This is a genomic window from Rhodococcus sp. YH3-3, assembly GCF_001653035.1.
Taxonomy (GTDB): Bacteria; Actinomycetota; Actinomycetes; order Mycobacteriales; family Mycobacteriaceae; genus Rhodococcus_F; species Rhodococcus_F qingshengii.
Genome location: NZ_BCWH01000001.1, coordinates 1,517,163 through 1,541,617, shown reverse-complemented (window position 1 = coordinate 1,541,617; position 24,455 = coordinate 1,517,163). Strand labels below are relative to the sequence as shown.

Here is a 24,455-nt window from a genome sequence, read left to right as displayed (position 1 = left end):
CGGGGTCGCACGGGGAACGCCGGTCACATCGGCCACATCGTCGTTCCAGGATCTGCCGAACCGTGCAGCTGCGGGGGCGTCGGCTGCCTCGAGACGGTGGCAAGTGGACCGTCCGCGGTGCGATGGGCTCGTAGCCAGGGCTGGTCGGGGAACACCGGCCGTGAACTAGCCGAGGGTGCACACAGCGGCGACGCGATCGCCGTGGACGCGCTTCACCGTGCAGGCACGGCGCTCGGTGGTGCCATCGCCTCGGCGGCTGCCCTCCTGGACGTGGACCTCGCGGTGATCGGCGGCGGTTTCGCCCAGTCGGGTACACCGCTGTGGGAACCGATGCTCGACGCGGCTGCCCGACATGCCCGTTTGTCGTTCATCGCCGGGCTCCGGATCGTTCCCGCCGAGCTGGGTGGCGCCGGAACTCTGACCGGTGCGGGCTTGCTCGCGCTCACCGCCGTTATCTGACACGCGTTCTTCCCCGATAAATCCGCAGGGAGTCCCACTAAACGGGTGCCACCTGTTCCCAATTTCTGTAACGTGTTTTAGTGTTCTGACTCACACCGTTACGGGCATTGCACGTGACGCCTACGGGAAGGAGGTGACCGTGAGCCCAGACGCTTCCTCATCTGACGTTGCCTCGACTGCTTCTTCGACCGATGAAACCGAGCATCACGCCCAGGTCGCCCGACCAAGCGATTCCCTCCGCGACACCGAAGACCTCCGTGAGCGCCTGGAACGGTGGATGGCCGGCAAGGTGCCGAGTGGATCCACTGTGACCGTCGCCGACGTCACCTTGCCCGCAGCCAACGGCATGTCCAGCGAAACCATCCTCTTCGACGCCACCTGGGACGGCGAACATCATCCCTTGGTCGCTCGGGTGGCGCCGACGGAATCGACCATGCCGGTCTTTCCTGCCTACGACCTCGAATCCCAGTTCCGCACCATGGCTCAGGTGCGCGAGCACTCGGCAGTGCCCGTACCCGCGGTGTACTGGTCGGAATCCGACCCGGACGCGTTGGGTGCGCCGTTCTTCGTGATGGAACGCATCTCCGGCGACGTGCCACCGGACGTCATGCCGTACAACTTCGGATCGTGGGTCACCGAAGCGTCTCCCGAGCAGCGAAAGACCCTGCAGCGCAGCTCGGTCGACGTCCTGGCTCAGTTGCATGCCATCGACAAACCTGGTGAGCGTTTCGACTTCCTCCGACTCCCGAATTCGGGAACGACTGCACGAGAAGCATTCACGGCGCACATCGCCGAGCAGCGCGCGTACTACGAGTGGGTGGTCTCCGACGGGATCAGATCACCGCTCATCGAACGTGCCCTCGACTGGATCGAGGAGAACAATCCCGCGGACGATTCTCCGGCCGTGCTCTGTTGGGGCGACTCGCGCATCGGCAACGTCATGTACCAGGACTTCGCGCCGGTAGCCGTACTGGACTGGGAAATGGCAACTCTCGGCCCACGAGAGATGGATCTGGGCTGGATGGCATTCCTGCACAGGTTCTTCGAGGACATCGCCGGACTTGCGAACCTACCCGGCCTTCCCGACTTCCTTCGACTGCCGGATCTCGCGCAGACCTACGCCGAGATCACCGGCCACACCCCACACGATCTGGAGTTCTACGTTACGTACGCTGCACTTCGCCAGGCGGTGATCATGTGGCGAATCCAGGCCCGTGCCATAGCTTTCGGCCAGTCACAGCGACCCGAAGACCCTGACGACATGATCATGCACCGCGCTTCGCTGGCCGCCATGCTGGACGGTACCTACTGGGAGAGGTTGGCCTGACATGCTCTCACCGATGGACGACTACCCCGTTCACCAGATCGCCGAACCGATCCGTCACGTAGCCACCTCGGATCGAAACTTCTACGACCGCTACTACTTCAACTGCTACCCCACGGAATCCCCCGACGTGTTCCTCATCGTCGGACTCGGCCAGTACCCCAACCTCGGCGTCATGGACGCCTTCGCGGTACTGCGCCGCGGTGACGACCACATCGTTGCTCGTATGTCGAAGGCTCTGGGCGCCGACCGCACCGACACCACCGTCGGACCTTTGCGCATCGAAGTGCTCGAAGGACTGCAGAAGCTCCGCGTCGTCCTCGAACCAGGCAGCGAATACGATCTCTCCTTCGACATCACCTTCGACGCCACCATCCCGGCGGCGCTCGAGCCCAAGCACTTTCGCCGTCAACTCGAACGAGTCACGTTCGACACCTCACGCTTCCTGCAGACCGGAACCTGGACCGGATCGCTCACCGTCGACGGGGAGGAGTTCGTGATCGACCCGAAGACGTGGCGGGGGAACCGCGACCGCTCGTGGGGTGTGCGTCCGGTCGGTGAAGCCGAACCGCAAGGCAGACGCGCCGTCGACGGAATCCAGAACTTCTTCTGGATCTACGCGGTCATGCAGTTCGACGAGTTCACGATCTCGGTGATCATGCAGGAAGACGAGCAGGGCAGGCGCATCGTCGAAGAAGCCATGCGAGTGTGGCCGGACGAAGCCAGGGACAACGAATGGCTCGGCCGGCCCGAACACGAGCTGACGTTCTGCCCCGACACCCGCGACGTCACCGGGGCGAGAGTCACCTTTCACCGGCCGGGCGGTGAAGTCCTGACCGTCACCTGCGAACTGTTGCTGGCCAACTACATCGGAATCGGCACCGGCTACGGGCTCGAACAGGACTGGCGTCACGGAATGTGGCAGGGCGAACTCGTCGTACAGGGACTGCGCCACAAGGTCCACGAGATCGAACCGTTCCAACGCATGTTCTCCCCCGTCGACAATCTCGCGTCCTTCACTCTCGCTGAGGGCACGAACACCAACACCGGCACCGGTCTTTTCGAGGTAGCCGCCATCGGACCGCACGAGAAATACGGATTCACCAGTTTCACCGACACCGCACAGGCAGACGACGCGTATGCCCTCGCGGCGACCGACAACACCGAGGAATGAATTGATGACTGACTACGACAAGCTCTACATCGGTGGAGCATGGGTGGCCCCGGCCACCGACCAGGTACTCGAAGTGTTCTCTCCCGCAACGGAGGAGCGCGTCGGCAGCTGTCCCATCGCAGCACCGGCAGACATCGACGCGGCCGTGTCCGCAGCCCGCGCGGCGTTCGAGGGACCGTGGTCACGCACCACCCCCGCCGAGCGCGGCGCGATCCTCGCCAAGGCCGCCAAGCTGATCGAAGAGCGCAGCGCGGAGATCAACCAGCTCATCTCCAACGAGATGGGCCAGCCGCCCGCCATGGTCGGCATGATGCAGCAGACCCCGTCGATGGCGACGCTGGGCTACTACGCCGAGCTGGCCGACAAGTTCGCGTGGGAAGAGAAGCGCACCGGCGCATTCGGGCAGACCAAGGTGACCCGTGAGCCCGTCGGCGTCGTCGCCGCCGTGCTGGCCTGGAACGTCCCGCTGTTCCTGGCGATCAACAAGCTGGCCCCCGCACTGCTCGCCGGCTGCACCGTACTGCTCAAGCCCGCACCCGAATCCCCTCTCTCCGTCCACGTGATCGCCGAGATCTTCACCGAGGCAGGCGTTCCCGAAGGCGTCATCTCCGTGCTCCCCGGCGGAGCCGAGACCGGCGAATATCTGGTCTCTCATGCGGGCATCGACAAGATCACGTTCACCGGATCCAGTGCCGTCGGCCGCAAGATCGGTGCCATCGCCGCACAGAACCTCAAGCGCTGCTCCCTCGAACTGGGTGGCAAGTCCGCCGCGATCATCCTCGAGGACGCCGACATCGCCGCCGGAATGCCGATGCTCGTCATGTCCGGCCTGATGAACACCGGTCAGGCCTGTGTCGCTCAGACCCGAATCCTCGCTCCCCGTTCGCGTTACGACGAGGTCATCGAGGGAATGAAGACCGCCGCAGGCTTCATGACCGTCGGCGATCCGTCCGATCCCGCAGCACAACTCGGCCCGCTGATCTCCGAGAAGCAGCGCGAGCGCGTCGAGGGTTACATCGCCAAGGGTAAGGAAGAAGGCGCGCGCGTCGTACTCGGTGGTGGACGCCCCGCCGGCCTGGACAAGGGCTGGTACGTCGAGCCGACCATCTTCGCCGACGTGGACAACTCGATGACCATCGCACGCGAGGAGATCTTCGGACCCGTTCTCTCGGTGATTCCGTACGACTCCGAGGACGAGGCCATCAAGATCGCCAACGATTCGGATTACGGCCTCGCCGGATCGGTGTGGACCACCGACATCGATCACGGACTCGAAGTTGCTGCGCAGATCCGCACGGGTACCTACGCGATCAACTGGTACGCCTTCGATCCCGGATCGCCGTTCGGTGGTTACAAGAACTCCGGTATCGGGCGCGAGAACGGACCTGAGGGCCTCGAAGCCTTCTGCGAGACCAAGTCCGTACTCATGCCGCCCGGCTACGTGGGCTGACCCACCCGGGAGTTGGCACCCTTTGCTGACAGTTGGCACCCGTTCCGACCTGCCGGAACGGGTGCCAGCCCCATGAAATGGGTGCCAACTCCCAGCGAATCCACAGATCCACCCGGTACCGTCGAAAACGAATCAGTCATCTCACAAAGGACATTCATATGCTCACCAACGCCATCAACGCTTTCCTCGCACTCTGGGGCAGCGCCTCCGTCGGCAGCAGTGGATACCAGATCCCGCCGGGAACCCTTCCCTTCGGTTCCTGAGACAGGACAACAGAACCCGCTGAGCGCACTTCGCGCCCAGCGGGTTCTCTGCTTTACCGACCCGGTATCTACCGGTCCAGAACGTGATCCACCAATCGATCCTCGTGACCGGAGACCAAGGCCTCGGCATCACCGGCGTCCACGTGCCCGAACCAGGTACCGCCGGGGTTCGCGATCACCAACGGCCCCAGGTTGCACGGGCTCAGACAACCGGTTCCGGTCACCTTCGACGAGGTACCTTTGGCCGCCGCGCTCATCGCCCGGTGCAACGGTCCTGCTCCGTACGCCATACAGCGAGGGCCCTTGCACACCAACAGATGCCTATCGTGCTGCTCGATCACGGACCAAGCCGGACTGCGATACGACGCCGGACTCGCGGTGATCTGCTTTCCCGCCGAGTCGAGTTCGTCGATCACCTGCCCGGCCACCGCACCTTCGAGCGTTTCCGTTTCATGGAGCGTCACTTCCAGTTCGGCGTCGATTCGGGTTTCGCGCCAGTTCGCAACCGCCTTGCTTGTCCACGTGAGCAGGTACCGATCCCTCGGCACCGCAACTGGAATCAACACGACCTTGTCGACGTCATCGACATGGGCTCGATCGAGTTCCTCGTGAAGGCTCGGCGAAGCGACATCGAGGTACGCAACGCGAACGTCGGCGTCGGTGCCCGCCTGAACAGCGTCGAACATCCGTCGCGCGGCCGACTCGTCGAGGCCGCTGACGGTCGGCCGCAGTACGACAATCACCCGACGCGAGCACCGGTTGTTGCTCATGCCGACGGCGCGGTTGTCCAGTCGATCCCGCTCGACGGAGCGAGTCCGAACTCTTCGATCTTCGCGCGCAACTCTTCCGCGCCGTAGATATTGGGGAATCCACTGGTGAACATGGCGAGCGGGAGTACGACGAAGCGGTTCTGCTTGACGGCGTCGAGATCGCGTAGGCCTTCTCGGCTCTTGATCGCGTCGATCTTGCCCTGTACTTCGTCAGCGCTCTTCTTGTAGTCCATGATCACGATGACGTCGGGTTCTGACTTCGCGACGGTCTCCCAGCTCGCTTTGAACCAGGTGTTGTCGACGTCGGCGAACACATTGGTTCCCCCGGCGACGTCGATGATTCCGTTGGGGGCTCCGTTGCCTCCACTGGTGTACAGATCTTCCTCACCGCTGTCGTAGATCAAAACCTTCGGCTTGTCGGCGGCATCTGGCGCCGACTCCAGACGCGCCAAACGCGAATCCAATTCGGTCAATGCCTCGGCGGCGGTTTCCTCGGTTCCGAACAGCTTTCCGTAATTGGTCACGTCCGCACGAAGGGCATCCCACGGACCCATCGTGCCGAGCGCGGAATCCGCTGCGGCACTCTGCCGACAACTATCGGAGATCACATATGCATCGATGTTGTTGCTCTGCAGCGATTCCGGCGTCACACCGGAGGCTCCCTTGAACAAGCCACTGTAGGAGCCGACCACCAGGTCCGCCTGCTTACCCAGAATCGTCTCCATCGTGATCGTTCCGTCCAGGTGTGGGACGTCCGCAATTCCAGGGCCGAACATCGACTCCATGACCGCGTCGTTGTTCGTGTTCAACACGACTGCCGCGAGACGATCCAAACCGCCGACTCGGAGAATGGTGCCGATATTGGCCGCATTGCTTGTCGCAACGACGTTCTCGATCGGAAGCTGGAAAGTGCTTTCGGTCCCGCAGTTCTCCAATGTCACCGAAGTCTTGTCTGCAGCTTCGTCCACCGGTGCAGTTGCTGAGCAGCCGGCAACTGTCAACAACGCTGTCGCGGCTACAACCGCACCGAACGACGCGCGGGTCTTGACATGTATCAAAGTGCACTCTCCGAAAATGATTGTTGTAGTTGAGAATTTCGTGATTCGAATACGAGGTGTGAACGGCCTGTCGCGGGGTTCACGAGCTCGAAAGTCTCGACGCCGAAGACAGTTGCCACCACCGAGGTGGTGAGTACGTCGGATGGATGTCCGAACGCCCTGGCCACTCCATCCGCGAGCACGAGCACCCGATCGCACACTGCCGCAGCCAAATCGAGGTCGTGCAGTGCCATGATCACCGTCCGGTCCAACGACCGGACCAGATCGAGCAGTTCGAGTTGATGCCGGATGTCGAGATGATTGGTCGGCTCGTCGAGGATGAGCACACCGGCGTCCTGCGCGAGACCTCGGGCGAGAAACACCCGCCGGCGCTCACCGCCGGAAAGCGTGTCCATCGAAGAGAACCGGTGCTCGATCATTCCGACCTCGCCCAGAGCACGATCGACGACGGCATTCTCGTGCTTTCCACCGACGCTCCAGGGCTTTGCATGTGGCGTGCGGCCCAGACTCACGTACTCGTGAACCAACAAATCGGCGGGACTCTGCTCTTCCTGCGCCACAAAGGAAATGGCTTTGGCCCTCGACCGCGCGGACATCGCGTGCACGGAGTCGCCGCCGACACGAATGTCACCGCCGGCGATCGGCCCGAGACCGGCGAGAGCACGCAAGAGCGTCGACTTGCCCGATCCGTTCGGACCGACGACGCCGACTACTGCACCGGCGTCGGCCGCGATGTCGACGCCTTTGACGATGGTTCGACGGTCGATGCGGACAACTACTCCGGACGCGGTCAGCGCCAGGGCTCGGGCGCTCACGAACTGCCACCGAATCGGTAGCGCCGACGGCCGAGAAGCAGGAGAAACAGCGGGGCCCCGATCACCCCGGTCACCACGCTCAGCGGGATCTCGGTCGGCCGCAACGAGGTCCGCGCCACGACGTCGACCCACACCAGGAAGGACGCGCCGATCAGTGCTGCCGCCGGTAACACCACTCGATGTCTGGCTCCGACGAGCATGCGTGTGACGTGCGGTATGACCAAGCCTACGAAGGCAATCGCGCCGGACACTGCAACCATCGTGCCGACCAACGCTGCCAGCACGCCGAACAGCACGTTTCGCAGGGTTCGGACGGGAATACCGAGCGAAGCCGCGACGTCCGGTCCGGCCGCCAGCGCATCCAGCCAACCGTGCAGGGCGAACACCGCTGCCGTCAGCAGGAACACAACGATGACCGGCGCCCACAACTTGTCCCAGGATGCCCCGGCCAAACTTCCCAGGAGCCAGAACAATACGGACTGCGCGGCCTGGGAATCATTGGTACGCAGCACCAGAAAACTCGCGATCGCCGACAGGGCGGATGCGGTAACGGTGCCGGTCAGAACCAATCGCAGTGGAGTGATACCGCCTTGCAGCGTCGCGATGGTGAAGACGAGAATCGCAGCTCCCAACGCCCCGATCATCGCGCCGAAACTGAGCGCCCACACTCCCGCGCCGGCGAACAGTCCGGTGGTGATGACGGCGGTGGCACCGACACTCGCGCCGGACGACACTCCCAGCAGGTGGGGATCGGCAAGAGCGTTACGGACGAGGGTTTGCACCACCGCGCCGGCGACGGCAAGACCAGCGCCGACGGCCAGACCGAGCAGTACCCGAGGTGCTCTGATCCCCCACACGATCGCAAGTTCGGAACGCGTGACGGGTGGGCCTCCGAAGCGCGAGTGCACCACGTCCACCACAGTGGACACGGGGAGCATCTCGGATCCGAACGCCAACGCGCACACAGCAGAGAGCACGGTGACGATCACCAGAGCGGGCAGCACGATACCCGGACCGAGTCGTCCTCGCGGTGCACCAGCCTTCGGCGCAGGCAGGTGGGTAGGTGGAGACAGAGCTCCGCCAACAGCATTCATGGTGTGACCGATCCATCCTCGTGGCATGACACAACGTCAACGAGGGTGGTATCTGGCTACGGTCGACGCAGGGACGACCTCACAGTGGCGGGACCGCGCCGGAATTGCACCGACTTCCCATTACCTCGATGATGACGTCAGAACCATAACGGACCGCGGTCACCATTCTCGACACCGGATCAACGTTGCGACCCGATCATCGATCTCGCGTGCCGTACGACGGCTTCCGTTCGCACTCGAAGTTCTTCGGGTGAATCCGATTCCAGCACAACCCGATGCACCTGACTGTCCACGGCAGTCACGGTCAGCCGCGACGTCAACAACGCATCCTCCGCACTGAAACCGTGGCTCTGGAGGCACTCCGAAAAGCCTAGTACCAGTTGACGATTCATTTCTTCGACCTGCTCGATGAGCTCACGCGTACGCGGAACCTGATCGTAGAGCAGGTGAAAGAACTCTCGCGGCTTACTGTTCACTTCGACCGCGCACTCCACCAACATCCGGACGGCCTCGTCCGGGGTGAGCTCACGCTCGACGATGTCGGCAAGGCAGAGCGCAAAACTCTCCCGCGCAGCACTCACGTGACGGTTCGCCAACTCCGAGAGGATCTCGTACTTGTCGCCGAAATACTGGTAGAGCGAGCCCACCGACACCCCTGCTTCGTCAGCGATCCGGTTGGTGGTCGCTGCCATGGCTTCCGAAGCGAAAACGCGAGTAGCTGCCTCCAGGATCGCGTCGTAGGTAGCCCTCGAGCGCTGCTGGGAGGGCCTTTTCCGCCGAGTCGACACGGTCCTCCGATGTGAGTTGTCAGCCGCGACGCCGATACCGAGAATTGTGTAGGTGACCAGCGCCGATTACTCGAAGTTTATGCCCGCCCGGTACACCGACCACATGCCGGCGCCGACCCCGACGTGGTGGGAGTGGAACGGCAACACCGTCCACGTCGCACGGGCCGTGGTTCCAGACGCGCCGGTTCGTGTTCTCGGCATCCACGGCGCCGGCGGCTACTCGGGCGCGTTGTGGCCGTTCGCCGGGATCGGCGTGAAACTCGGAGCCGAAGTCCTCTTCCCTGACCTTCCGCTGTACGGCGACACCGTCGTAGCCGATCCCGCCGGCGTCCGGTACGAGCAGTGGATCGATCTCCTCTGCGATCTCGTCCGGGCCGAGAAGGCGGCCGACGATCGGCCGCTTGTGTTGTTGGGCGCCAGCATCGGCGGTCTGCTGGCCTACGAGGTGGCCGCGCGGACCGGTCTGGCCGACGCCGTCGTCGCTACCTGCCTGCTCGATCCCTCGGATCCATCGGCCAGAGCTGCCGCGGCGCGGTTCGGCCCGATGGGTGTCTACGGCGCTCCCCTGATGCGGCGCACCGAACGACTGGTGGGCCGTATCCGCGTGCCCATCCGTTGGGTCGCCGACGTGGCGAACATGAGCAGCAATCGGGAGCTCGCAACGCTGTGCGCAACCGATCCGCGCGGTGGCAGTGTTCGGGTGCCACTCGGATTCCTCAGCAGCTACTTCTCGTTCGAGCACACCGCACCCGAAGCATTTCGGACGACGCCCGTTCTGCTCACCCACCCGGCCGACGACCGATGGACGCCACCCGAACTGAGCCTGCAGTTCCTCCGCCGCATCAACGCACCCACCGAATTCGTGATGCTGGACGGGTGCGGGCACTTTCCCGTCGAAGAGCCGGGCCTGACGCAGTTCCACGACGCCGTCGCCACACTGCTGCACTCCGTCGCCGAGCGTCACCGCACGAAACCGTCGTCACCCGCCTAGCCTGAGAATCGTGAGCACCGAAACGGAAGCATCGGCCGACGAGAGCACCACGACGGTCGTACTGGCGTTTGCGGCGAACGCGCTGATCGCCGGTGCCAAGACGGCGGCCGCCATCGTCACCGGATCTGCATCGATGGTCGCAGAGGCCACCCACTCCTGGGCCGATACCGGCAACGAAGTGCTGCTGCTGATCGCGAACCGCCGCTCGAAAAGGGTTCCCGACCGAGACCAGCCACTCGGCTACGGCCGGGAGGCATACATCTGGTCGATGTTCGCCGCTCTCGGACTGTTTGCACTCGGCGCGGGTGTCTCGATCACTCATGGCATCCAGGAACTGTTCCATTCCGAACCGGCGTCCGACTTCGGTGTCGCCTACGCCGTCCTCGGCGTCTCGTTCATCCTCGAAGGCATCTCGTTCCGGCAGGCGTACAAACAACTCCGAAACGAAGCGTCCGCCGTGAACCGCGACGTCATGACCCAGGCACTCAACACATCCGACCCGACGACTCGGGCCGTGTTCGCCGAAGATGCTGCGGCACTTATCGGTTTGGTCATCGCGTTCGTCGGTGTTCTGTTGCACCAGGTCACCGGTTCACCCATCCCCGACGCCCTCGGCTCCATCTTCGTCGGCATTCTCCTCGGGGTCATCGCAATCATCCTGATAGATCGGAACCGCCGCTTCCTGGTCGGCGAAGAGGCCTCACCGACGCTGCGGGCAGCAGCCGTCGAAGCTCTCACCCAACTGCCCGAGATCAACCGAATCACGTTCCTGCGTATGGAATACCTCGGGCCGCGACAGGTCTACCTGGTGGCCAGCGTCGATCTGGTCGGTGACTACGCGGAATCCCGAGTGGCCCACACGTTGCGCGAACTCGAACGCTCACTCGAGCAGAGCCCACGCGTCGTGCGGGCGATCCTGACCCTCTCGACGCCTGAAGAACCGTCGATCGCAGTCTGAACTTTCGGCTGGGCGATAGGCTCTTTCGATGCGCGCACTGATCGTGATTCTGATGGTTCTGGGATTTGTAGTCGGGGGAATTCCCCTGGTGGGCATTGCGATCGACATGTTGACCAGTCGTGACGACACCATTGTCTATCAGGGTGCGTACGTACCACTGCGCGGCGTACAGATGGCTCGGGACTACGAGTCGTCGTTGAACATCGCTTTCGACGCCCGATCGGACAATCCACGCTGGCTCGTCCTGGCCTGCTATCCCCTGATCGGAGCAGCACTGGGCGCTCTGACTGCCGTCGTACTGGGACGTCGCGGGTGGCACCTGACGCGAGCCTGAACAGACGCCGATGGCCACCCGCCGTCTACACGAGGGTGGCCATCGAAGAAGGAGTGCTTCAGATGTACATCGCCGGATCGATGTAGCTGTTCGGGTCCACCAGTTTTTCCTTGGTGGTCCGTGGCCGCGCCACCGCCGGGATACCCGTCGCGATGGATTCGGCCGGAACATCTCTGGTGACAACGGCATTGGCGCCGATAGCGCTACCTTCACCGATGACGACAGGTCCGAGGATCTTGGCACCAGCGCCGACGGTGACCCGATCACCCAGCGTCGGGTGACGTTTGACCTGTTCGAGCGAGCGACCACCGAGAGTGACGCCGTGATAGAGCATCACGTCGTTACCGACCTCGGCCGTCTCCCCGATCACGACGCCCATGCCGTGATCGATGAAAAACCGCCGACCGATGGTGGCACCGGGATGAATCTCGATGCCGGTGACGAAGCGTGTCAGCTGCGAGAGCACTCGCGCCGGGCCGCGTAGCGCGGGGACGGCCCACATGCGATGCGCAACCCGATGTGCCCAAATGGCATGCAGCCCTGAATAAACGAGCGCGTTCTCCGCATTGCTGCGCGCGGCAGGATCCTGACCGCGCGCAGCCTGCAGGTCCTCGCGAATTGTCCCGAGGATACTCACAAGTCTCAGTCCCGGATGTGTTCGAACAGCGGGGTGGAGATGTAACGCTCGCCGAAGTCGCACACGACAGCCACGATCAGCTTGCCGGCGTTTTCCGGACGCTTCGCCAACTCGAGTGCTGCCCAGACGATGGCGCCGGACGAGATGCCGCCCAGGATGCCTTCCTTGGTGCCGAGTGCGCGAGCGACCTCGATGGAATCGGGGAACGAGACGTCGATGATCTCGTCGTAGATCTCGCGATCGAGGACGTCGGGCACGAAGTTCGCGCCGATTCCCTGGATCTTGTGGGGGCCGGGCTGGCCACCGTTGAGGATCGGCGAGTCGATGGGCTCGACGCCCACGATCTTGACCTCGGGCTTGTACTTGCGAAGGGTGCGTCCGACGCCGGTGATGGTGCCGCCGGTGCCGATGCCGGACACGAAGATGTCGACGGCGCCGTCGGTGTCGGCCCAGACCTCTTCGCCCGTCGTTGCCTCGTGGATGGCCGGGTTGGCCGGGTTCGCGAACTGGCTGGCCGAGACGGCGTTCTCGGTCTGCTCGACGATTTCCTTGGCCTTGGCGACTGCACCGGCCATGCCCTCGGATCCCGGGGTCAGCACGATCTCGGCGCCGTAAGCACGCAGCATCACGCGACGCTCGGTGGACATGGTCTCGGGCATGGTCAGGATGACCTTGTAGCCGCGAGCAGCACCGACCATGGCGAGTGCGATACCCGTGTTACCGCTGGTTCCCTCGACGATGGTGCCACCGGGCTTGAGTGCACCGGACTTCTCGGCGGCGTCGATAATCGCCACGCCGATCCGGTCCTTGACGCTGTTGGCCGGGTTGTAGAACTCGAGCTTGACGGCGACCTGTGCGTCCAGGCCCTCGGTCAGACGGTTGAGCCGCACGATCGGGGTGCGCCCGACCAATTCGGTCACGTTGTTGTAGATCCCGCTCATATCTGGTCCTCCTGAGGATCGAGTGTGTCGACCCGCTCGCTGATCACTGCTTTACGGCTGAACTGCATAACGGCTGAACTGCTTAACGGCTACAGGCAAGGGCATACAGACGACCGATGCCGCATCGGTTCATCAAATTGAACCAATGCGGCATCAGGCCACTACATACGGGGGCGGTTTATCAGGCCAACCGCTGCTTCAGAGCTTCGAACTCGTCGCGAATGCCGGTCGGCAGCTTCTCGCCGACGAAGTCGAACCACTCTTCGATGAGCGGGATCTCGGCCTTCCACTCGTCGATGTTGACCGCGAGAGCCTCGGTGATGTCGGCGTCCGACACGTCCAGGCCTTCGATGTCGAGTGCCGATCCGGTGGGAACGACGCCGATCGGGGTGTCGATACCGGCAGCCTTGTGCTCGATACGCTCGACGATCCACTTCAGGACGCGAGAGTTCTCGCCGAAGCCTGGCCACAGGAAGCGTCCGTCGTCGCCGCGGCGGAACCAGTTGACGTAGAAGACCTTGGGGAGCTTGGACGCGTCCGCGGACTTGCCGAGGTCGATCCAGTGCTGGAAGTAGTCACCGACGTTGTAGCCGAGGAACGGCAGCATTGCCATCGGATCGCGGCGAACCGTACCGACCTGGCCTTCGGCTGCTGCGGTCTGCTCGGAGCCGACCGTTGCACCCATGAAGACGCCGTGCTGCCAGTCGCGAGCCTCGGTGACCAGCGGAACCGTCGTCTTGCGGCGTCCGCCGAACAGGATTGCCGAGATCGGCACGCCCTTCGGGTCGTCCCACTCGGGAGCCATGATCGGGCACTGCGACATCGGGGTGCAGTAACGCGAGTTGGGATGAGCCGCATGGGTGCCCGACTCGGGCGTCCACTCGTTGCCCTTCCAGTCGATCAGGTGCTGCGGGTCGCCTTCGAGGCCTTCCCACCAGACGTCACCGTCGTCAGTCAGAGCGACGTTGGTGAAGACCGTGTTGCCCTGGTCGATGGTGCGCATGGCGTTGGGGTTCGAGGACCAGTTGGTGCCGGGAGCCACGCCGAAGAAACCGAATTCCGGGTTGACGGCGTACAGCTGTCCGTCCTCACCGAAACGCATCCAGGCGATGTCGTCACCGAGGGTCTCGGCGCGCCACCCGGGGATGGTCGGCTGGATCATCGCGAGGTTGGTCTTGCCACAAGCGGAGGGGAATGCCGCCGCGATGTAGTAGGCCTTGTCCTCGGGCGAGATGAGCTTGAGGATGAGCATGTGCTCGGCCAGCCAGCCCTCGTCGTGCGCCATTGCCGAGGCGATACGCAGCGAGTAGCACTTCTTGCCCAGGAGAGCGTTTCCGCCGTAGCCGGAACCGAAGCTCCAGATCTCACGATCCTCGGGGAAGTGGGTGATGTACTTGGTGTCGTTGCACGGCCACGCGACGTCTTCCTGGCCTTCGGCCAGCGGAGCGCCCAGCGAGTGCAGCGCCTTGACGAAGAATCCGTCGGTGCCGAGCTTGTCGAGAACCTTGCTGCCCATGCGGGTCATGACGCGCATGGAGACGACGACGTACTCGGAATCGGTGAGCTCGACGCCCAGCTTCGGGTCCTCGGCGTCGAGGGGGCCCATGCAGAACGGCACGACGTACATGGTGCGTCCACGCATGCAACCGCGGTACAGGTCACCCATGAGGGTGCGCATCTCCGCCGGGTCCATCCAGTTGTTGGTGGGACCTGCGTCGATTTCTTCCTTCGAGCAGATGTACGTACGCGATTCGACTCGCGCGACATCGGACGGATCGGAGTTGCCGAGGAAAGAGTTCGGCTTCTTCTCGTCGTTGAGGCGGGTGAAGGTTCCTGCCTCGACCAACTTCGTTGTCAGTCGGTCCCATTCTTCGTCCGAGCCGTCTGCGAAGACGACGCGATCAGGCTGGGTGAGTTCGGCAACCTCTTGCACCCATGCAAGCAGTTCCTTGTGCTGCGTGGGGGGCGTGCCGTCAGTTCCATTGAGACCGGGAATGGTCGCTGAGGTCATCAAACTCTCCTGGGGTGAGCCGGAACCGGGTTCTCGTGACACCGGATGCGAACTGCAGCGCCCCGATACCAGTCGATCCCGGTGTCCCCCTCTCGACGGGGTCCAGCCGCGTCATCCACTCACGTGGATTTCACGGACGCCGGGTGTCCTATGTATTGAGGTTAACGCTGGCTGTTCACCTGCAGGTAATCGGGTGCGGTCAGAAATGTCACAGAAACGATTCAGTTGGTGTGTTCAGGTGCCTACCCGGCGCTCAGAGCACATAAACGGAAGCTTTTCAGAGCGCTCCGGCATCGATTTTCTGCCAGACGAGGGCGCCTTCGTCGTCTCGACTGCATTCCCAGGCCGAGTAGTCGCCGTCCGAGTCGATCATCGTGAGGCGATCGGCGCTACCGTCGCGATCGAAATCGGACACGATCACGACGGCGTCGTCGGAGTGGACGACACGGCTGTCGACCGTTCCGTCACCGTCCAAGTCGAAGGCGTCGAAGTTCAGGTCGCCGGCATCGACCGGTCCCGACGCGGGCCCGAAGGCCTCGGGCTCGATACGCCCAGGATCGAGCGCTTCGGCTTCGTGCCCGTCGATGTGTCCGGCCGTGATCAGAAATGCGTCCATTACTCCCCCTACTGGATGGTGACCTACTGCTTCGGCAACCCCTACCGAAACCGTCCGCTCCGTATTACCAGACCCCGACGATCAGTCGAGGCCGAAATTGCGGCACTGTGGAGAACTCTGCACTCGCGGAATGATCAGTAGGCGGCGTTCAAAACGGCGAGGTCGCGCTCGCACGACGCGAGCTGACCCGATCTGGCCGCGGCGAGCTCACGAAGTTCACCGTCGATCTCCACGATTCGGGCCTGCGCCGACGCCACCTGCTCGCGGCTCTCCGCCATGATCGCCGCTCCCAGATCCGCCTCGGCCTCGAGCAGAACACTCTGGACTCGCTGCTCCCACTGTGCGCGAACCGTCGACATCGATTCGACGATCCACGACCTGGAGTAGGCACGATCCGCCGTCAGCCCGCGAGTTCGCGCCAACCACCACGCCGCGGCGCCACCCAGAATCAACGTCACGGGGATACTTGCGAACTCCAAGGCCGGAATCATTTCCAGCGGAGTCACTGCGATACGGCCGAGGCCGAGACCCGCGGACGCGCCGACAAGAATTGTCACCCGGTCCTCGTTTCCGCGCTGACGGCGCGGCGGGCCCTTCGGCTCGCGAGGCCGTGTCGACCCATGCACGTGCCCCGGCGACCGTCGCCCGGGTTGCCTCGGCGATTTGTTGTGACAGATCCCCGCGCGCTCGTTGCAGTCGGCTTCGCACCTGCACCAGGCGTTCGCCTCGCCGGCCGTCACGGTCTGCGAGCAGCTGCGATCGCTCTGCCCGCAGTTCGGCACCAGGAACACCGTCACGTAGATTCCGGATCTCCATCTCGATCATCCGGCGCGTCTGTGCGATGACTCCGGAATCCGAACCACCTGCTTCCCTCTCCCGTGCCGCCCGGCTCACGACCGCAACGAGCGACTGCTCCTGACCAGGCGCAATCGGGACCACGGGAGCCTGCGCAAAAGCGGTGCAGTGCGAAGCGAGAATCTCGGCATCACGCCGGCGCACCGCCTGCCAGTCTCGATAGACGTCGACGCGGGTCAGCGCCACCACCACCGGGGTTCCGCTCGCCGCAGCGTCGCCGAGGAGAAGGAGATCCTCGCGTCCGATCACACTGGCGGCATCGACGACCAGAAGTACGACGTCGGCGTCCACCTCGCGTGTCACTGACGAACAATCATCCGAAGCATCGAACATCTGCGCGACGTCTTCCCGTCCACACCTTGGTGGACCGACAACGTAAATGCGAGTGCCCCTGCATGTTTCGGCGGCGACCTGGCGACCCGGATCGGATGCCGGATTCCATCGCTGCACCACGCGCAGCACCGAATCCGGAAGTACCGAAACGCTATTCATCGGTCACCGCCGGGGCAGAGCGATCGCCTCCGAGCTGCGCCCACCGACGCACATACCCGCGTCGAATCAGTGAGACCCTTTGTTGCGGACACTGTTCCGACTCGTCCACGAGCTCGCCCCACCACCGGCTGCACGTGCCCGCGTCGTCAGCGGTACGAGGATCGGGAGGCTCGCCTTGACGCAGGGCTCGAATTTCGGGGCTCATCATCGCCGCCGCAGCGCCGAACAACACCGCGGAGTCCGAACTCAGATACAACTCGATCTCGTCCCTGCCCGCAATGCTGCGCGAGGCAGATCGCCTCAGCGCCGGGCCGATCTGCTCGACCCGGCCCCACCACTGCGCCTCCAGAACAGGTCCGAGAGCCGCGAACAACTCTTCGACGCCGCGCCCGGTCAGTGTCTCCACCGGAACCGTGGGCACGCCGACGTTCTCCGAGATTTCCGCCGCCCGTCCCAGCGCCTCGTCCCAGCGCGGACCGAACAAGTCAGCCTTGTTCGCAGCGACGACCACACGATCGGAAACTCGAGCAATGGCTCGGCCGTCGACGTCGCGGACCGCGTCGACCACCACGTAGACAACGCAACGACGACCCAGATCGGGGTTCGACGTTCCAGGGACATCGAATGCCCTCGACTCGGTCACCACAACCGGTGCGCCGACAACTCTGCGCGAGAACCGGTCGTCGCGCCCCAGGATCCGCGCCAACGACGACCGCCCCACCCCGGCTCGCCCGGCGACCACCAATTCGAGCGGCGCTGTCAGCGATCCGAGCACCGAGTGAACCGCCTCGGCGGCTCCCGAATCGATCGATGTCAGCCGATATGCCAGAGCGCGCAACTGATCGATCGGCTCCACGCAGGCGTCGTCGATCGATTCTGCGGGCAACATTCGTGACCAATTACTGCATGCAAATCCTGTGTTCATCCCCACCCCACGTCCCCATCGTGTCGGTGGGATTCTGTCAGGTTCTCGGCAAGGACGGCAGGTGACACCGCCCTTTCGCCGACAGTCCGAAGTCGACGGTTTCAGGACTTTCCGTGGAAAGTCTCAACTCAAACTTCAGACCCGTCTGCGCTAAACGGGGGTCATGCGTGACAATGGGTTCGTGAACGAAGCCGATCAGCATGCACCGCAGACCCCTGACACGGGGCAGACGGACCACACCAAGGGGTCCCGTCTCCATCCGAGAGTGACCAGCTTTCGCTCTCGCCGGGGTGCGCTGACCGACGCACAGCAGCAGGCTTGGGACCGTCAGTGGCCGCTCATCGGCGCCGACGTCTCGGACACACCGCTCGACGCGAACGCATGGTTCGGACGCGAAGCACCCCTGATCATCGAGATCGGTTCGGGTACCGGCACCGCGACGGCCGCAATGGCCAAGGCGGAACCGCACGTGAACCTGATCGCGATCGAGGTGTACCGCCCCGGGCTCGCGCAGCTTCTCCAGCAGGTCGAACGCGAAGAAATTCCCAACGTCCGCGTACTGCGCGGTGACGCGATGGACGTACTCGAGAACATGGTCGCCCCCGAGTCCCTGACGGGCGTCCGGGTGTTCTTCCCGGATCCGTGGCCCAAGGCCCGCCATCACAAGCGTCGCCTCCTGCAGGGGCCGACGTTCTCGCTGATCGCCAACCGCCTCAAGCCCGGCGGAGTTCTGCACGTGGCAACCGATCACGCCGAGTACGCCGAATGGATCGAAGAAGCCGGCAATGCCGAGCCGCTGCTGACCGCACTCGACTGGGAGTCTCCGATGACCCACGAGCGTCCGGTCACCAAGTTCGAGGACAAAGCCCATAAGGTCGGAAGTGCAATCACCGAGCTTATATGGGGGAAGATCAGAGCATGAGCGTCAGCGAACAGCTATCCGACGACGTGACGTCGTCGGAATCTCCTCTCGACTTCGGTCGTGACTCCCGCCACCCCAAGCGGGTGCTTCTGGTCTGGGACGCCCCTAACCTCGACATGGGCCTCGGCGCTATCCTCGGTGGCCGGCCTACCGCCGCCTACCGGCCACGATTCGACGCTTTGGGTCGTTGGCTGCTCTCTCGCACCGCCGAACTGTCCGCACAGAACAGCGGCACGCTCGAGCCTGAAGCGACCGTCTTCACCAACATCGCGTCCGGCAGCGCCGACGTCGTTCGTCCTTGGGTCGAAGCCTTGCGTAACGTGGGTTTCGCGGTGTTCGCCAAGCCGAAGGTCGATGAAGACAGCGATGTCGATTCGGACATGCTCGAGCACATCGCGCTCCGGTACGGCGAGGGCCTCGCCGGAATCATGGTCGCGTCCGCCGACGGCCAAGCGTTCCGCGAACCTCTCGAGGACATCGCAGCAACCGGTATCCCGGTCCAGGTTCTCGGGTTCCGTGAACACGCCAGCTGGGCTGTGTCGTCCGATATCTTGGACTTCGTCGATCTCGAGGACATCCCAGGTGTCTTCCGTGAGCCTCTGCCACGGGTAAGCCTGGACACCCTGCCCGACGAGGGCGCCTGGTTGCAGCCGTTCCGACCGCTTTCTGCCCTGCTCATCGGGCGAAAAAGTGTTGCCGAGTAGGAGTTGATCAGTGTTCGCCAGCTGGGGAAGCATCGTCTATCGAGCCCGCTTCACCGTCATCGCTGTCATGGTGGCGGGGCTCCTCGGGCTCGCTGCGTACGGCCTGAGCCTGCAGGATCATCTCAGCCAGAGCGGCTGGGACGATCCGGGGTCGGAATCGGTAGAGGCTGCCAAACTCGCTGACGGCACGTTCGGACGCAGCACGACGGGTGACGTTCTGGCGCTGTACACGGCGCCGGAGGGCAAGACCGTCGACGACCCCGAGTTCCAAGCGAAGGTCATCGACAATCTGCAGCGACTCGTCGCCGACAACCCCGACCAGATCATGAAGATCAACGGCTCGTACTTCAAGGTCGACAACGGTCTCTCGGTGGCGGCCCTGGCGGACAAGACCAAGCAACACGCGGTCACCAGCATCGCGATCGCCGGAGACAACGACACCGCGGTGTCCAACAACTTCCGCGACGTCGAGTCGCAGTTCTACATCGACGGCGTCGACGTGCAACTCGCCGGCCTGCAACCTGTCGCGAATTCGCTCAACGACACGATGGCCAACGACATCAAGCGCATGGAAATGCTCGCGATTCCTGCTGTCGGTGTCCTGCTGTTCTTCGTCTTCGGTGGCGTCGTCGCTGCTGCCCTCCCGTTGATCGTCGGCGGTCTGACCGTCATCGGCGCCAACGGCATCATTCGACTGATCACCAACTTCACCGAGGTCAACGCGTTTGTTGCGCCCGTGGTCTCTCTGGTCGGCCTGGGTCTGGCGATCGACTACGGACTGTTCATCGTCAGCCGTTTCCGAGAAGAGATAGCCGAGGGGTACGACACCCCGACCGCAGTACGCCGAACGGTCATGACGGCGGGTAGAACGGTCATGTTCTCGGCGACCATGGTTGCCGTCAGCCTTGGCGGTCTGCTGTTGTTCCCGCAGGGCTTCCTCAAATCGGTGGCTTACGGCGCCATTGCTGCCGTCATGCTTGCCGCGATCTCGTCCATCACGATTCTTCCCGCGATTCTCGGCATTCTCGGCAAGCGGATCGACGCGCTGACCTTCAAGAAGCTGCGCCAGACCAAGACCAACGAGGAAATCGAGAACGGTTTCTGGGGCAAGCTCACCCGCTGGGTCATGCAGCATCCGCTCAAGGTCGCGGTCCCGATCGTCGCGGCTCTACTGCTGATGATCATTCCGCTGACGGGCATCAAGTTCGGCGGTATCAACGAGACGTACCTGCCCCCGGACAGCCCCACGCGTGTCGCGCAGGCGCAGTTCGACGAACTCTTCCCCGGCAATCGCACCGAGCCCGTTCGACTCGTCATCGAGGGAGCCGACAACACCACCCTCGGTCAGATTTCCAAGACCGCAAATGCTGCGCCGGGTCTGGTCGAGAAGTTCACCCCGGAGGTTGCGACGAAGGACGGTGTCAACGTCCTCAAGGCCGGTCTGACGGAGCGGAACGAGGCACGTCCCACCATCGACTATCTGCGGTCCGCGGACTGGCCCGAGGGCACAACTGTGCTGGTCGGCGGTACTCCGGCCATCGAGCAGGACAGCGTCGACGCATTGCTCGATCGTCTGCCGCTGATGGTCGTATCCGTCATCCTGCTGACGACCTTGCTGATGTTCTTGACGTTCGGCTCGCTCGTCCTGCCCATCAAGGCCGCATTGATGAGCGCGCTCGGACTGGGTTCGACGCTCGGAATCCTGACCTGGATCTTCATCGACGGGCACGGTTCCGGTCTCTTGAACTTCACGCCGGGACCGATCATGTCTCCCGTCCTGGTGTTGATCATCGCGATCGTCTACGGCCTGTCGACCGACTACGAAGTGTTCCTGCTCTCCCGCATGGTCGAAGCGCGCGCGCAGGGCGCGAGTACTACCGAATCCATCCGTATCGGCACGGCACATACCGGCCGGATCATCACCGCTGCCGCACTGATTCTGATCGTGGTCACCGGCGCATTCGGCCTGTCCGATCTGGTGATGATGAAATACATCTCCTACGGCATGATCTCCGCGCTGATCATCGACGCGACTCTCATCCGAATGTTCCTGGTCCCCGCGACCATGAAACTGCTCGGCGACGACTGCTGGTGGGCTCCGGCCTGGATGAAGCGGATCCAGCAGAAGATCGGGCTGGGGGAGCCGATCCTCGACAACGAGCTGGTACTCGCGAACGTCCCGCAGATCGCGCCTGTCGGTGCGATCGCCGGACCGGGGCAGCCGCGCAAGATCGAAGCGGCCTCGCGGGTCATGCCGCCGCCTGCCCCGGCTGCACAGCCGGAAAGCGGACCTCGCGTTCCCGATCCTCTCACCGAGCCCATTCCGCTCAGCGAAATGGCGATCAAGGCACCCAACACGGAGGCTCCCGCCGCGGAGAAGCCGGCACCGCGACGTCGTCTCGATATCGGGAGTGCAGCCAGCGCCCCCCAGAACCTGATCGAGGCACCTGTACCCAATCCCTCGTACCGGCCGCAACCGAATGCCAGCGACAAGCGCAGAAACCCCACGCCCGCTGCGCCGGCCGAGCGTCCCATCGAGAGTTGGTTGTCGGACCTGCGGGCCCGGGAACAGACTCCCCCGGCCTCACGTCCACTGCCGGTGGTCCGGACGCCTTCGCGGACAAACGGTTCGGCGACCAACGGTGCTGCCAGCAGCAGTTCAGGCTCCAACGGCGCGAGCCGGAACGGCTCCGCAAACGGTGCTACCAACGGCTCTGCAACAAACGGTTCAGCCCCGACCTCGGTGGAGGCGACCCCCCAGTCGCCGCCTCCACCGACCGCTCCGGAGCGTCGTAACGGGGTTTTCACGGATTCGCCTTCGCCTACCAACGAGCCCCGAGTCTCGGACGCCACCCCTGACGGCGACGACAACGCCACCGGCAGGCACCGGCCTGACGACGCAGGCGCCATCAGCGTGAGCGAGCTCATCGCTCGCCAGAAGCGAAGCTGACCTGCTCCTGCTCCTGCTTGGCGAAGGCTCGTGCATAACGTGTCCCGACCAGCAGGAGCAGCAAGCCGACCACCAGGAAGGCAACGCTGCGCACCAGCCCACTGAGTGTGGCCAGGTCGAAGAGGAACAGCTTTGCCACGGCCGCACTGGTGAGAGCAAGCCCGGCTCCGAGCAAGACGCGAGCGTGCTGGCGGTTGTTCAATCCGAGCACCAGCGCTGACGTGGCGGCAAGCATCCACACGATGGTTGCAACGCTGTGCCCGGCAACGAAACCGGTTGCACTGTCGAAAATTTCGACGCCGGATGAGACGAGCGCGCACGTCACCGCGTAGAGGACACCGAACCCTGCGGCCGCCCATAGAACCGCTGCATTCGAATCGGCGATCAACTTCAGTCGGTGAATCGCCCAGACCAGCATCACCAGCGCGCCTATCGCCGTCAGGCTCGAGAGTGCCGTGATCGCACCGAGTTGCCTGGACGCGGCGCGAGCGGTCGTCAACGCTTCCGGCGGAACCGTCGTGAGGTATCCGATCGATCCGATTGCCGCAAAGGCGGTTCCGAGTGCGAAGACGAAGCGCGAACCCGCATACAGCGAGACTCCGAGGAAGATCATTCCGACCGTGAGGATCAGCGGTACGACCAGAGATTCAGTCGCCCCGGAGAAGCAGCAGAGCAACAATGCGAGGGCGCCGGTTGCGCCCAGTCCGAATCGCAGTTGCGTCGGCAAAGGCTTGGCCGCCGCTGCAGCCGAAAGAAGTAGTGCCGCAGCAATTCCGTACAGCACTGCGGATTCGGTGCGCCCGAGCACGGCTCCGACGCTCATCAGCGGAAGGGACGAGTCAACAAAGGTAGCGGTGGACCACGCCCCTGCAATGCCGTCACGCGAGGGCGAACCCGTCCACTGCATAACCATCGCGCAGCCGGCCCCCACGATTGCAACCACGCCGGCACTGACCACCAATTGCACTGCCCTGTTACCGGATTCGTCAAAGATGGACTCCGACGCTATCGCTGCGAGCAGTGCGAGAACCACCGGTACGGTGCGCGCCATGCCCAGGTACTTCCAGTCACGACCGAGCTGGGCGGAGAATGTCGCCGACTGGATCGCGAAGAGGAAACCGATGAGGGTCAACGATATTCCCGACGTCAACACGGGAGCCAGCAGCGCTGCTCCCAGAACGATCATGAGCGCCAGCGATTCGGAATGCCACTTCACGGCGAGGGCAACGCCGGCGGCGGCGATTCCGAAGGCAATCACCACCGCGAGCGGTGTCGTCACCCAACCGTAGAGAACGGAGGCTGCGACGACATCGAGATACATCCCTGCAAAACCTGTGGCAGCCAGGGCAATTGCCCCCACTTTGCCCCCTGGTCGTCCGTGGACCCGCACCCCGGCAAACACCAAGGCGCCGGAAAGGAGCGCACCGCCGAGCACCCGCAGCGGAGGTCCGAAGAATCCGGCCTGCGCTGCAAGTACCAGCAGCATCACGACGCCGATCAGTGTGACGGCAACACCGGCCGCGGCCAGGAGTCGACTGATGACACCGTCGCGTTGCCACCAGGGCTGGCGAGGTGCGGCAGCCGGATACGTCGGCGGCTGCCACGCGGGCACGCTCTGCTGAGGACGCATTGGCGGCATCTGCGGCACCTGTGGCACCGGAGCTGCGGGTGCCGGAACTACCGGCATGGGCGGGGTCGCAGTAGCCGAGGCCAGCTGAGTCTGCAGGATCGACAGGTTCTGGCCCATGTGACGCAACTGCCGGCCGATGCTGTCGCACTCGGCCGAGAGGGCGGTCACCAGTCGCGGATCGACGGCGGAAGAGCTCGGTGTGGTCATGGCTTCGAGCTTGCTGCGTGGCCGAACCGATCAGATGAGTAGTACTACTCGATCAGCCTGAGGACTTCTCGTACTCAACTGAGGACA

23 protein-coding genes and 1 riboswitch are annotated in these 24,455 nt (G+C 63.7%); of the genes, 11 read left to right on the top strand and 12 right to left on the bottom strand.

The window, feature by feature from the left end; translation table 11 throughout:
• The 4 genes from YH3_RS36610 to YH3_RS07120 form a co-directional block, all read left to right on the top strand.
• A partial coding sequence (locus YH3_RS36610) for an ROK family protein (RefSeq protein ID WP_238592534.1) occupies nt 1-459 on the top strand: 459 nt, incomplete at its 5' end.
• Between the two features lie 139 nt (nt 460-598).
• Nucleotides 599-1,786 (top strand): phosphotransferase family protein, encoded by a 1,188-nt coding sequence (locus tag YH3_RS07130; protein ID WP_007734522.1) that lies wholly within the window; start codon nt 599-601, stop codon nt 1,784-1,786.
• Nucleotide 1,787: 1 nt separating this feature from the next.
• The gene (locus YH3_RS07125; RefSeq protein WP_064443177.1) at nt 1,788-2,957 is read left to right on the top strand and encodes a hypothetical protein; all 1,170 of its coding nucleotides are present in this window, start codon (nt 1,788-1,790) and stop codon (nt 2,955-2,957) included.
• A gap of 4 nt (nt 2,958-2,961) precedes the next feature.
• Entirely contained in the window at nt 2,962-4,407 is a 1,446-nt protein-coding gene (locus YH3_RS07120) for an aldehyde dehydrogenase (RefSeq protein WP_003945530.1), read from the top strand.
• Between the two features lie 331 nt (nt 4,408-4,738).
• Here the strand turns inward: YH3_RS07120 and YH3_RS07115 are convergent, their stop codons facing one another.
• The 5 genes from YH3_RS07115 to YH3_RS07095 form a co-directional block, all read right to left on the bottom strand.
• Nucleotides 4,739-5,440 carry a (2Fe-2S) ferredoxin domain-containing protein gene (locus tag YH3_RS07115; protein WP_064443176.1) on the bottom strand — a complete coding sequence of 234 codons (702 nt, stop codon included), beginning with the start codon at nt 5,438-5,440 and terminating at the stop codon, nt 4,739-4,741.
• Nucleotides 5,437-6,408: an ABC transporter substrate-binding protein gene (locus YH3_RS07110; protein WP_238592533.1), complete on the bottom strand. Its 972-nt coding sequence runs from the start codon at nt 6,406-6,408 to the stop codon at nt 5,437-5,439. Before YH3_RS07110 ends, YH3_RS07115 begins: the two co-directional genes overlap by 4 nt.
• 86 nt (nt 6,409-6,494) lie before the next feature.
• The gene (locus YH3_RS07105) at nt 6,495-7,313 is read right to left on the bottom strand and encodes an ABC transporter ATP-binding protein (RefSeq protein WP_064443174.1); all 819 of its coding nucleotides are present in this window, start codon (nt 7,311-7,313) and stop codon (nt 6,495-6,497) included.
• Nucleotides 7,310-8,317, bottom strand: coding sequence for an iron ABC transporter permease (locus YH3_RS07100; protein ID WP_064443485.1), 1,008 nt, complete (start codon nt 8,315-8,317; stop codon nt 7,310-7,312). The genes YH3_RS07105 and YH3_RS07100 overlap by 4 nt, the downstream gene beginning before the upstream one ends.
• Before the next feature lie 115 nt (nt 8,318-8,432).
• Nucleotides 8,433-8,580, bottom strand: a riboswitch (cobalamin riboswitch).
• A gap of 6 nt (nt 8,581-8,586) precedes the next feature.
• A complete protein-coding gene (locus tag YH3_RS07095; RefSeq protein WP_082920542.1) occupies nt 8,587-9,195 on the bottom strand; it encodes a TetR/AcrR family transcriptional regulator in 609 nt (202 codons plus the stop codon).
• Between the two features lie 52 nt (nt 9,196-9,247).
• On the opposite strand from YH3_RS07095, the gene YH3_RS07090 reads away from it, so the two are divergent.
• From YH3_RS07090 to YH3_RS07080, 3 genes are read left to right on the top strand one after another with little or no spacing between them, the layout of a single operon-like run.
• Nucleotides 9,248-10,186: an alpha/beta hydrolase gene (locus tag YH3_RS07090; RefSeq protein ID WP_082920541.1), complete on the top strand. Its 939-nt coding sequence runs from the start codon at nt 9,248-9,250 to the stop codon at nt 10,184-10,186.
• A 10-nt stretch (nt 10,187-10,196) separates the two neighbouring features.
• On the top strand, nt 10,197-11,144 hold the full coding sequence (locus YH3_RS07085) for a cation diffusion facilitator family transporter (RefSeq protein ID WP_003945700.1): 948 nt from the start codon (nt 10,197-10,199) through the stop codon (nt 11,142-11,144).
• 28 nt (nt 11,145-11,172) lie between these two features.
• Entirely contained in the window at nt 11,173-11,478 is a 306-nt protein-coding gene (locus tag YH3_RS07080) for a hypothetical protein (RefSeq protein ID WP_064443171.1), read from the top strand.
• A 58-nt stretch (nt 11,479-11,536) separates the two neighbouring features.
• Here YH3_RS07080 and epsC read toward each other — a convergent pair whose 3' ends face one another.
• The 5 genes from epsC to YH3_RS36605 all read right to left on the bottom strand — a co-directional run bounded on the left by epsC (nt 11,537) and on the right by YH3_RS36605 (nt 16,240).
• On the bottom strand, nt 11,537-12,115 hold the full coding sequence (gene epsC / locus YH3_RS07075) for a serine O-acetyltransferase EpsC (protein ID WP_054187999.1): 579 nt from the start codon (nt 12,113-12,115) through the stop codon (nt 11,537-11,539).
• A gap of 5 nt (nt 12,116-12,120) precedes the next feature.
• A complete protein-coding gene (gene cysK, locus YH3_RS07070; RefSeq protein WP_003945916.1) occupies nt 12,121-13,056 on the bottom strand; it encodes a cysteine synthase A in 936 nt (311 codons plus the stop codon).
• A 181-nt stretch (nt 13,057-13,237) separates the two neighbouring features.
• Nucleotides 13,238-15,067 carry a phosphoenolpyruvate carboxykinase (GTP) gene (locus YH3_RS07065; RefSeq protein WP_003945806.1) on the bottom strand — a complete coding sequence of 610 codons (1,830 nt, stop codon included), beginning with the start codon at nt 15,065-15,067 and terminating at the stop codon, nt 13,238-13,240.
• A gap of 277 nt (nt 15,068-15,344) precedes the next feature.
• Nucleotides 15,345-15,683, bottom strand: coding sequence for a DUF6802 family protein (locus YH3_RS07060; protein ID WP_007734497.1), 339 nt, complete (start codon nt 15,681-15,683; stop codon nt 15,345-15,347).
• Between the two features lie 134 nt (nt 15,684-15,817).
• A complete protein-coding gene (locus YH3_RS36605) occupies nt 15,818-16,240 on the bottom strand; it encodes a hypothetical protein (RefSeq protein ID WP_238592532.1) in 423 nt (140 codons plus the stop codon).
• 406 nt (nt 16,241-16,646) lie between these two features.
• On the opposite strand from YH3_RS36605, the gene YH3_RS36600 reads away from it, so the two are divergent.
• Complete coding sequence (locus YH3_RS36600; protein WP_238592531.1) at nt 16,647-16,844, top strand: hypothetical protein; 198 nt, start codon at nt 16,647-16,649, stop codon at nt 16,842-16,844.
• Between the two features lie 178 nt (nt 16,845-17,022).
• Here YH3_RS36600 and YH3_RS07050 read toward each other — a convergent pair whose 3' ends face one another.
• Nucleotides 17,023-17,919 carry a GTPase domain-containing protein gene (locus tag YH3_RS07050; protein WP_007734494.1) on the bottom strand — a complete coding sequence of 299 codons (897 nt, stop codon included), beginning with the start codon at nt 17,917-17,919 and terminating at the stop codon, nt 17,023-17,025.
• A 199-nt stretch (nt 17,920-18,118) separates the two neighbouring features.
• Between YH3_RS07050 and trmB the strand changes: the two genes are divergently transcribed.
• The 3 genes from trmB to YH3_RS07035 are packed head-to-tail and all read left to right on the top strand — an operon-like array spanning nt 18,119 to nt 22,531.
• A complete protein-coding gene (gene trmB / locus YH3_RS07045; protein WP_007734493.1) occupies nt 18,119-18,877 on the top strand; it encodes a tRNA (guanosine(46)-N7)-methyltransferase TrmB in 759 nt (252 codons plus the stop codon).
• Nucleotides 18,874-19,581, top strand: a complete 708-nt coding sequence (locus tag YH3_RS07040; protein WP_003945733.1) for an NYN domain-containing protein — start codon at nt 18,874-18,876, stop codon at nt 19,579-19,581. The genes trmB and YH3_RS07040 overlap by 4 nt, the downstream gene beginning before the upstream one ends.
• Before the next feature lie 10 nt (nt 19,582-19,591).
• Entirely contained in the window at nt 19,592-22,531 is a 2,940-nt protein-coding gene (locus tag YH3_RS07035; protein ID WP_007734492.1) for an MMPL family transporter, read from the top strand.
• Here YH3_RS07035 and YH3_RS07030 read toward each other — a convergent pair.
• Nucleotides 22,506-24,368: a DUF2339 domain-containing protein gene (locus YH3_RS07030; RefSeq protein ID WP_064443170.1), complete on the bottom strand. Its 1,863-nt coding sequence runs from the start codon at nt 24,366-24,368 to the stop codon at nt 22,506-22,508. The genes YH3_RS07035 and YH3_RS07030 overlap by 26 nt on opposite strands.
• Between the last annotated feature and the right edge of the window lie 87 nt (nt 24,369-24,455).

Coding starts and splice junctions, on each gene's coding strand:
- YH3_RS07125 (WP_064443177.1), top strand. CDS start 1,788: ATGCTCTCACCGATGGACGACTACCCCGTTCACCAGATCGCCGAACCG.
- YH3_RS07120 (WP_003945530.1), top strand. CDS start 2,962: ATGACTGACTACGACAAGCTCTACATCGGTGGAGCATGGGTGGCCCCG.
- YH3_RS07115 (WP_064443176.1), bottom strand. CDS start 5,440: ATGAGCAACAACCGGTGCTCGCGTCGGGTGATTGTCGTACTGCGGCCG.
- YH3_RS07080 (WP_064443171.1), top strand. CDS start 11,173: ATGCGCGCACTGATCGTGATTCTGATGGTTCTGGGATTTGTAGTCGGG.
- cysK (WP_003945916.1), bottom strand. CDS start 13,056: ATGAGCGGGATCTACAACAACGTGACCGAATTGGTCGGGCGCACCCCG.
- YH3_RS07065 (WP_003945806.1), bottom strand. CDS start 15,067: ATGACCTCAGCGACCATTCCCGGTCTCAATGGAACTGACGGCACGCCC.
- YH3_RS07060 (WP_007734497.1), bottom strand. CDS start 15,683: ATGGACGCATTTCTGATCACGGCCGGACACATCGACGGGCACGAAGCC.
- YH3_RS07050 (WP_007734494.1), bottom strand. CDS start 17,919: ATGTTGCCCGCAGAATCGATCGACGACGCCTGCGTGGAGCCGATCGAT.
- trmB (WP_007734493.1), top strand. CDS start 18,119: ATGCGTGACAATGGGTTCGTGAACGAAGCCGATCAGCATGCACCGCAG.
- YH3_RS07040 (WP_003945733.1), top strand. CDS start 18,874: ATGAGCGTCAGCGAACAGCTATCCGACGACGTGACGTCGTCGGAATCT.
- YH3_RS07030 (WP_064443170.1), bottom strand. CDS start 24,368: ATGACCACACCGAGCTCTTCCGCCGTCGATCCGCGACTGGTGACCGCC.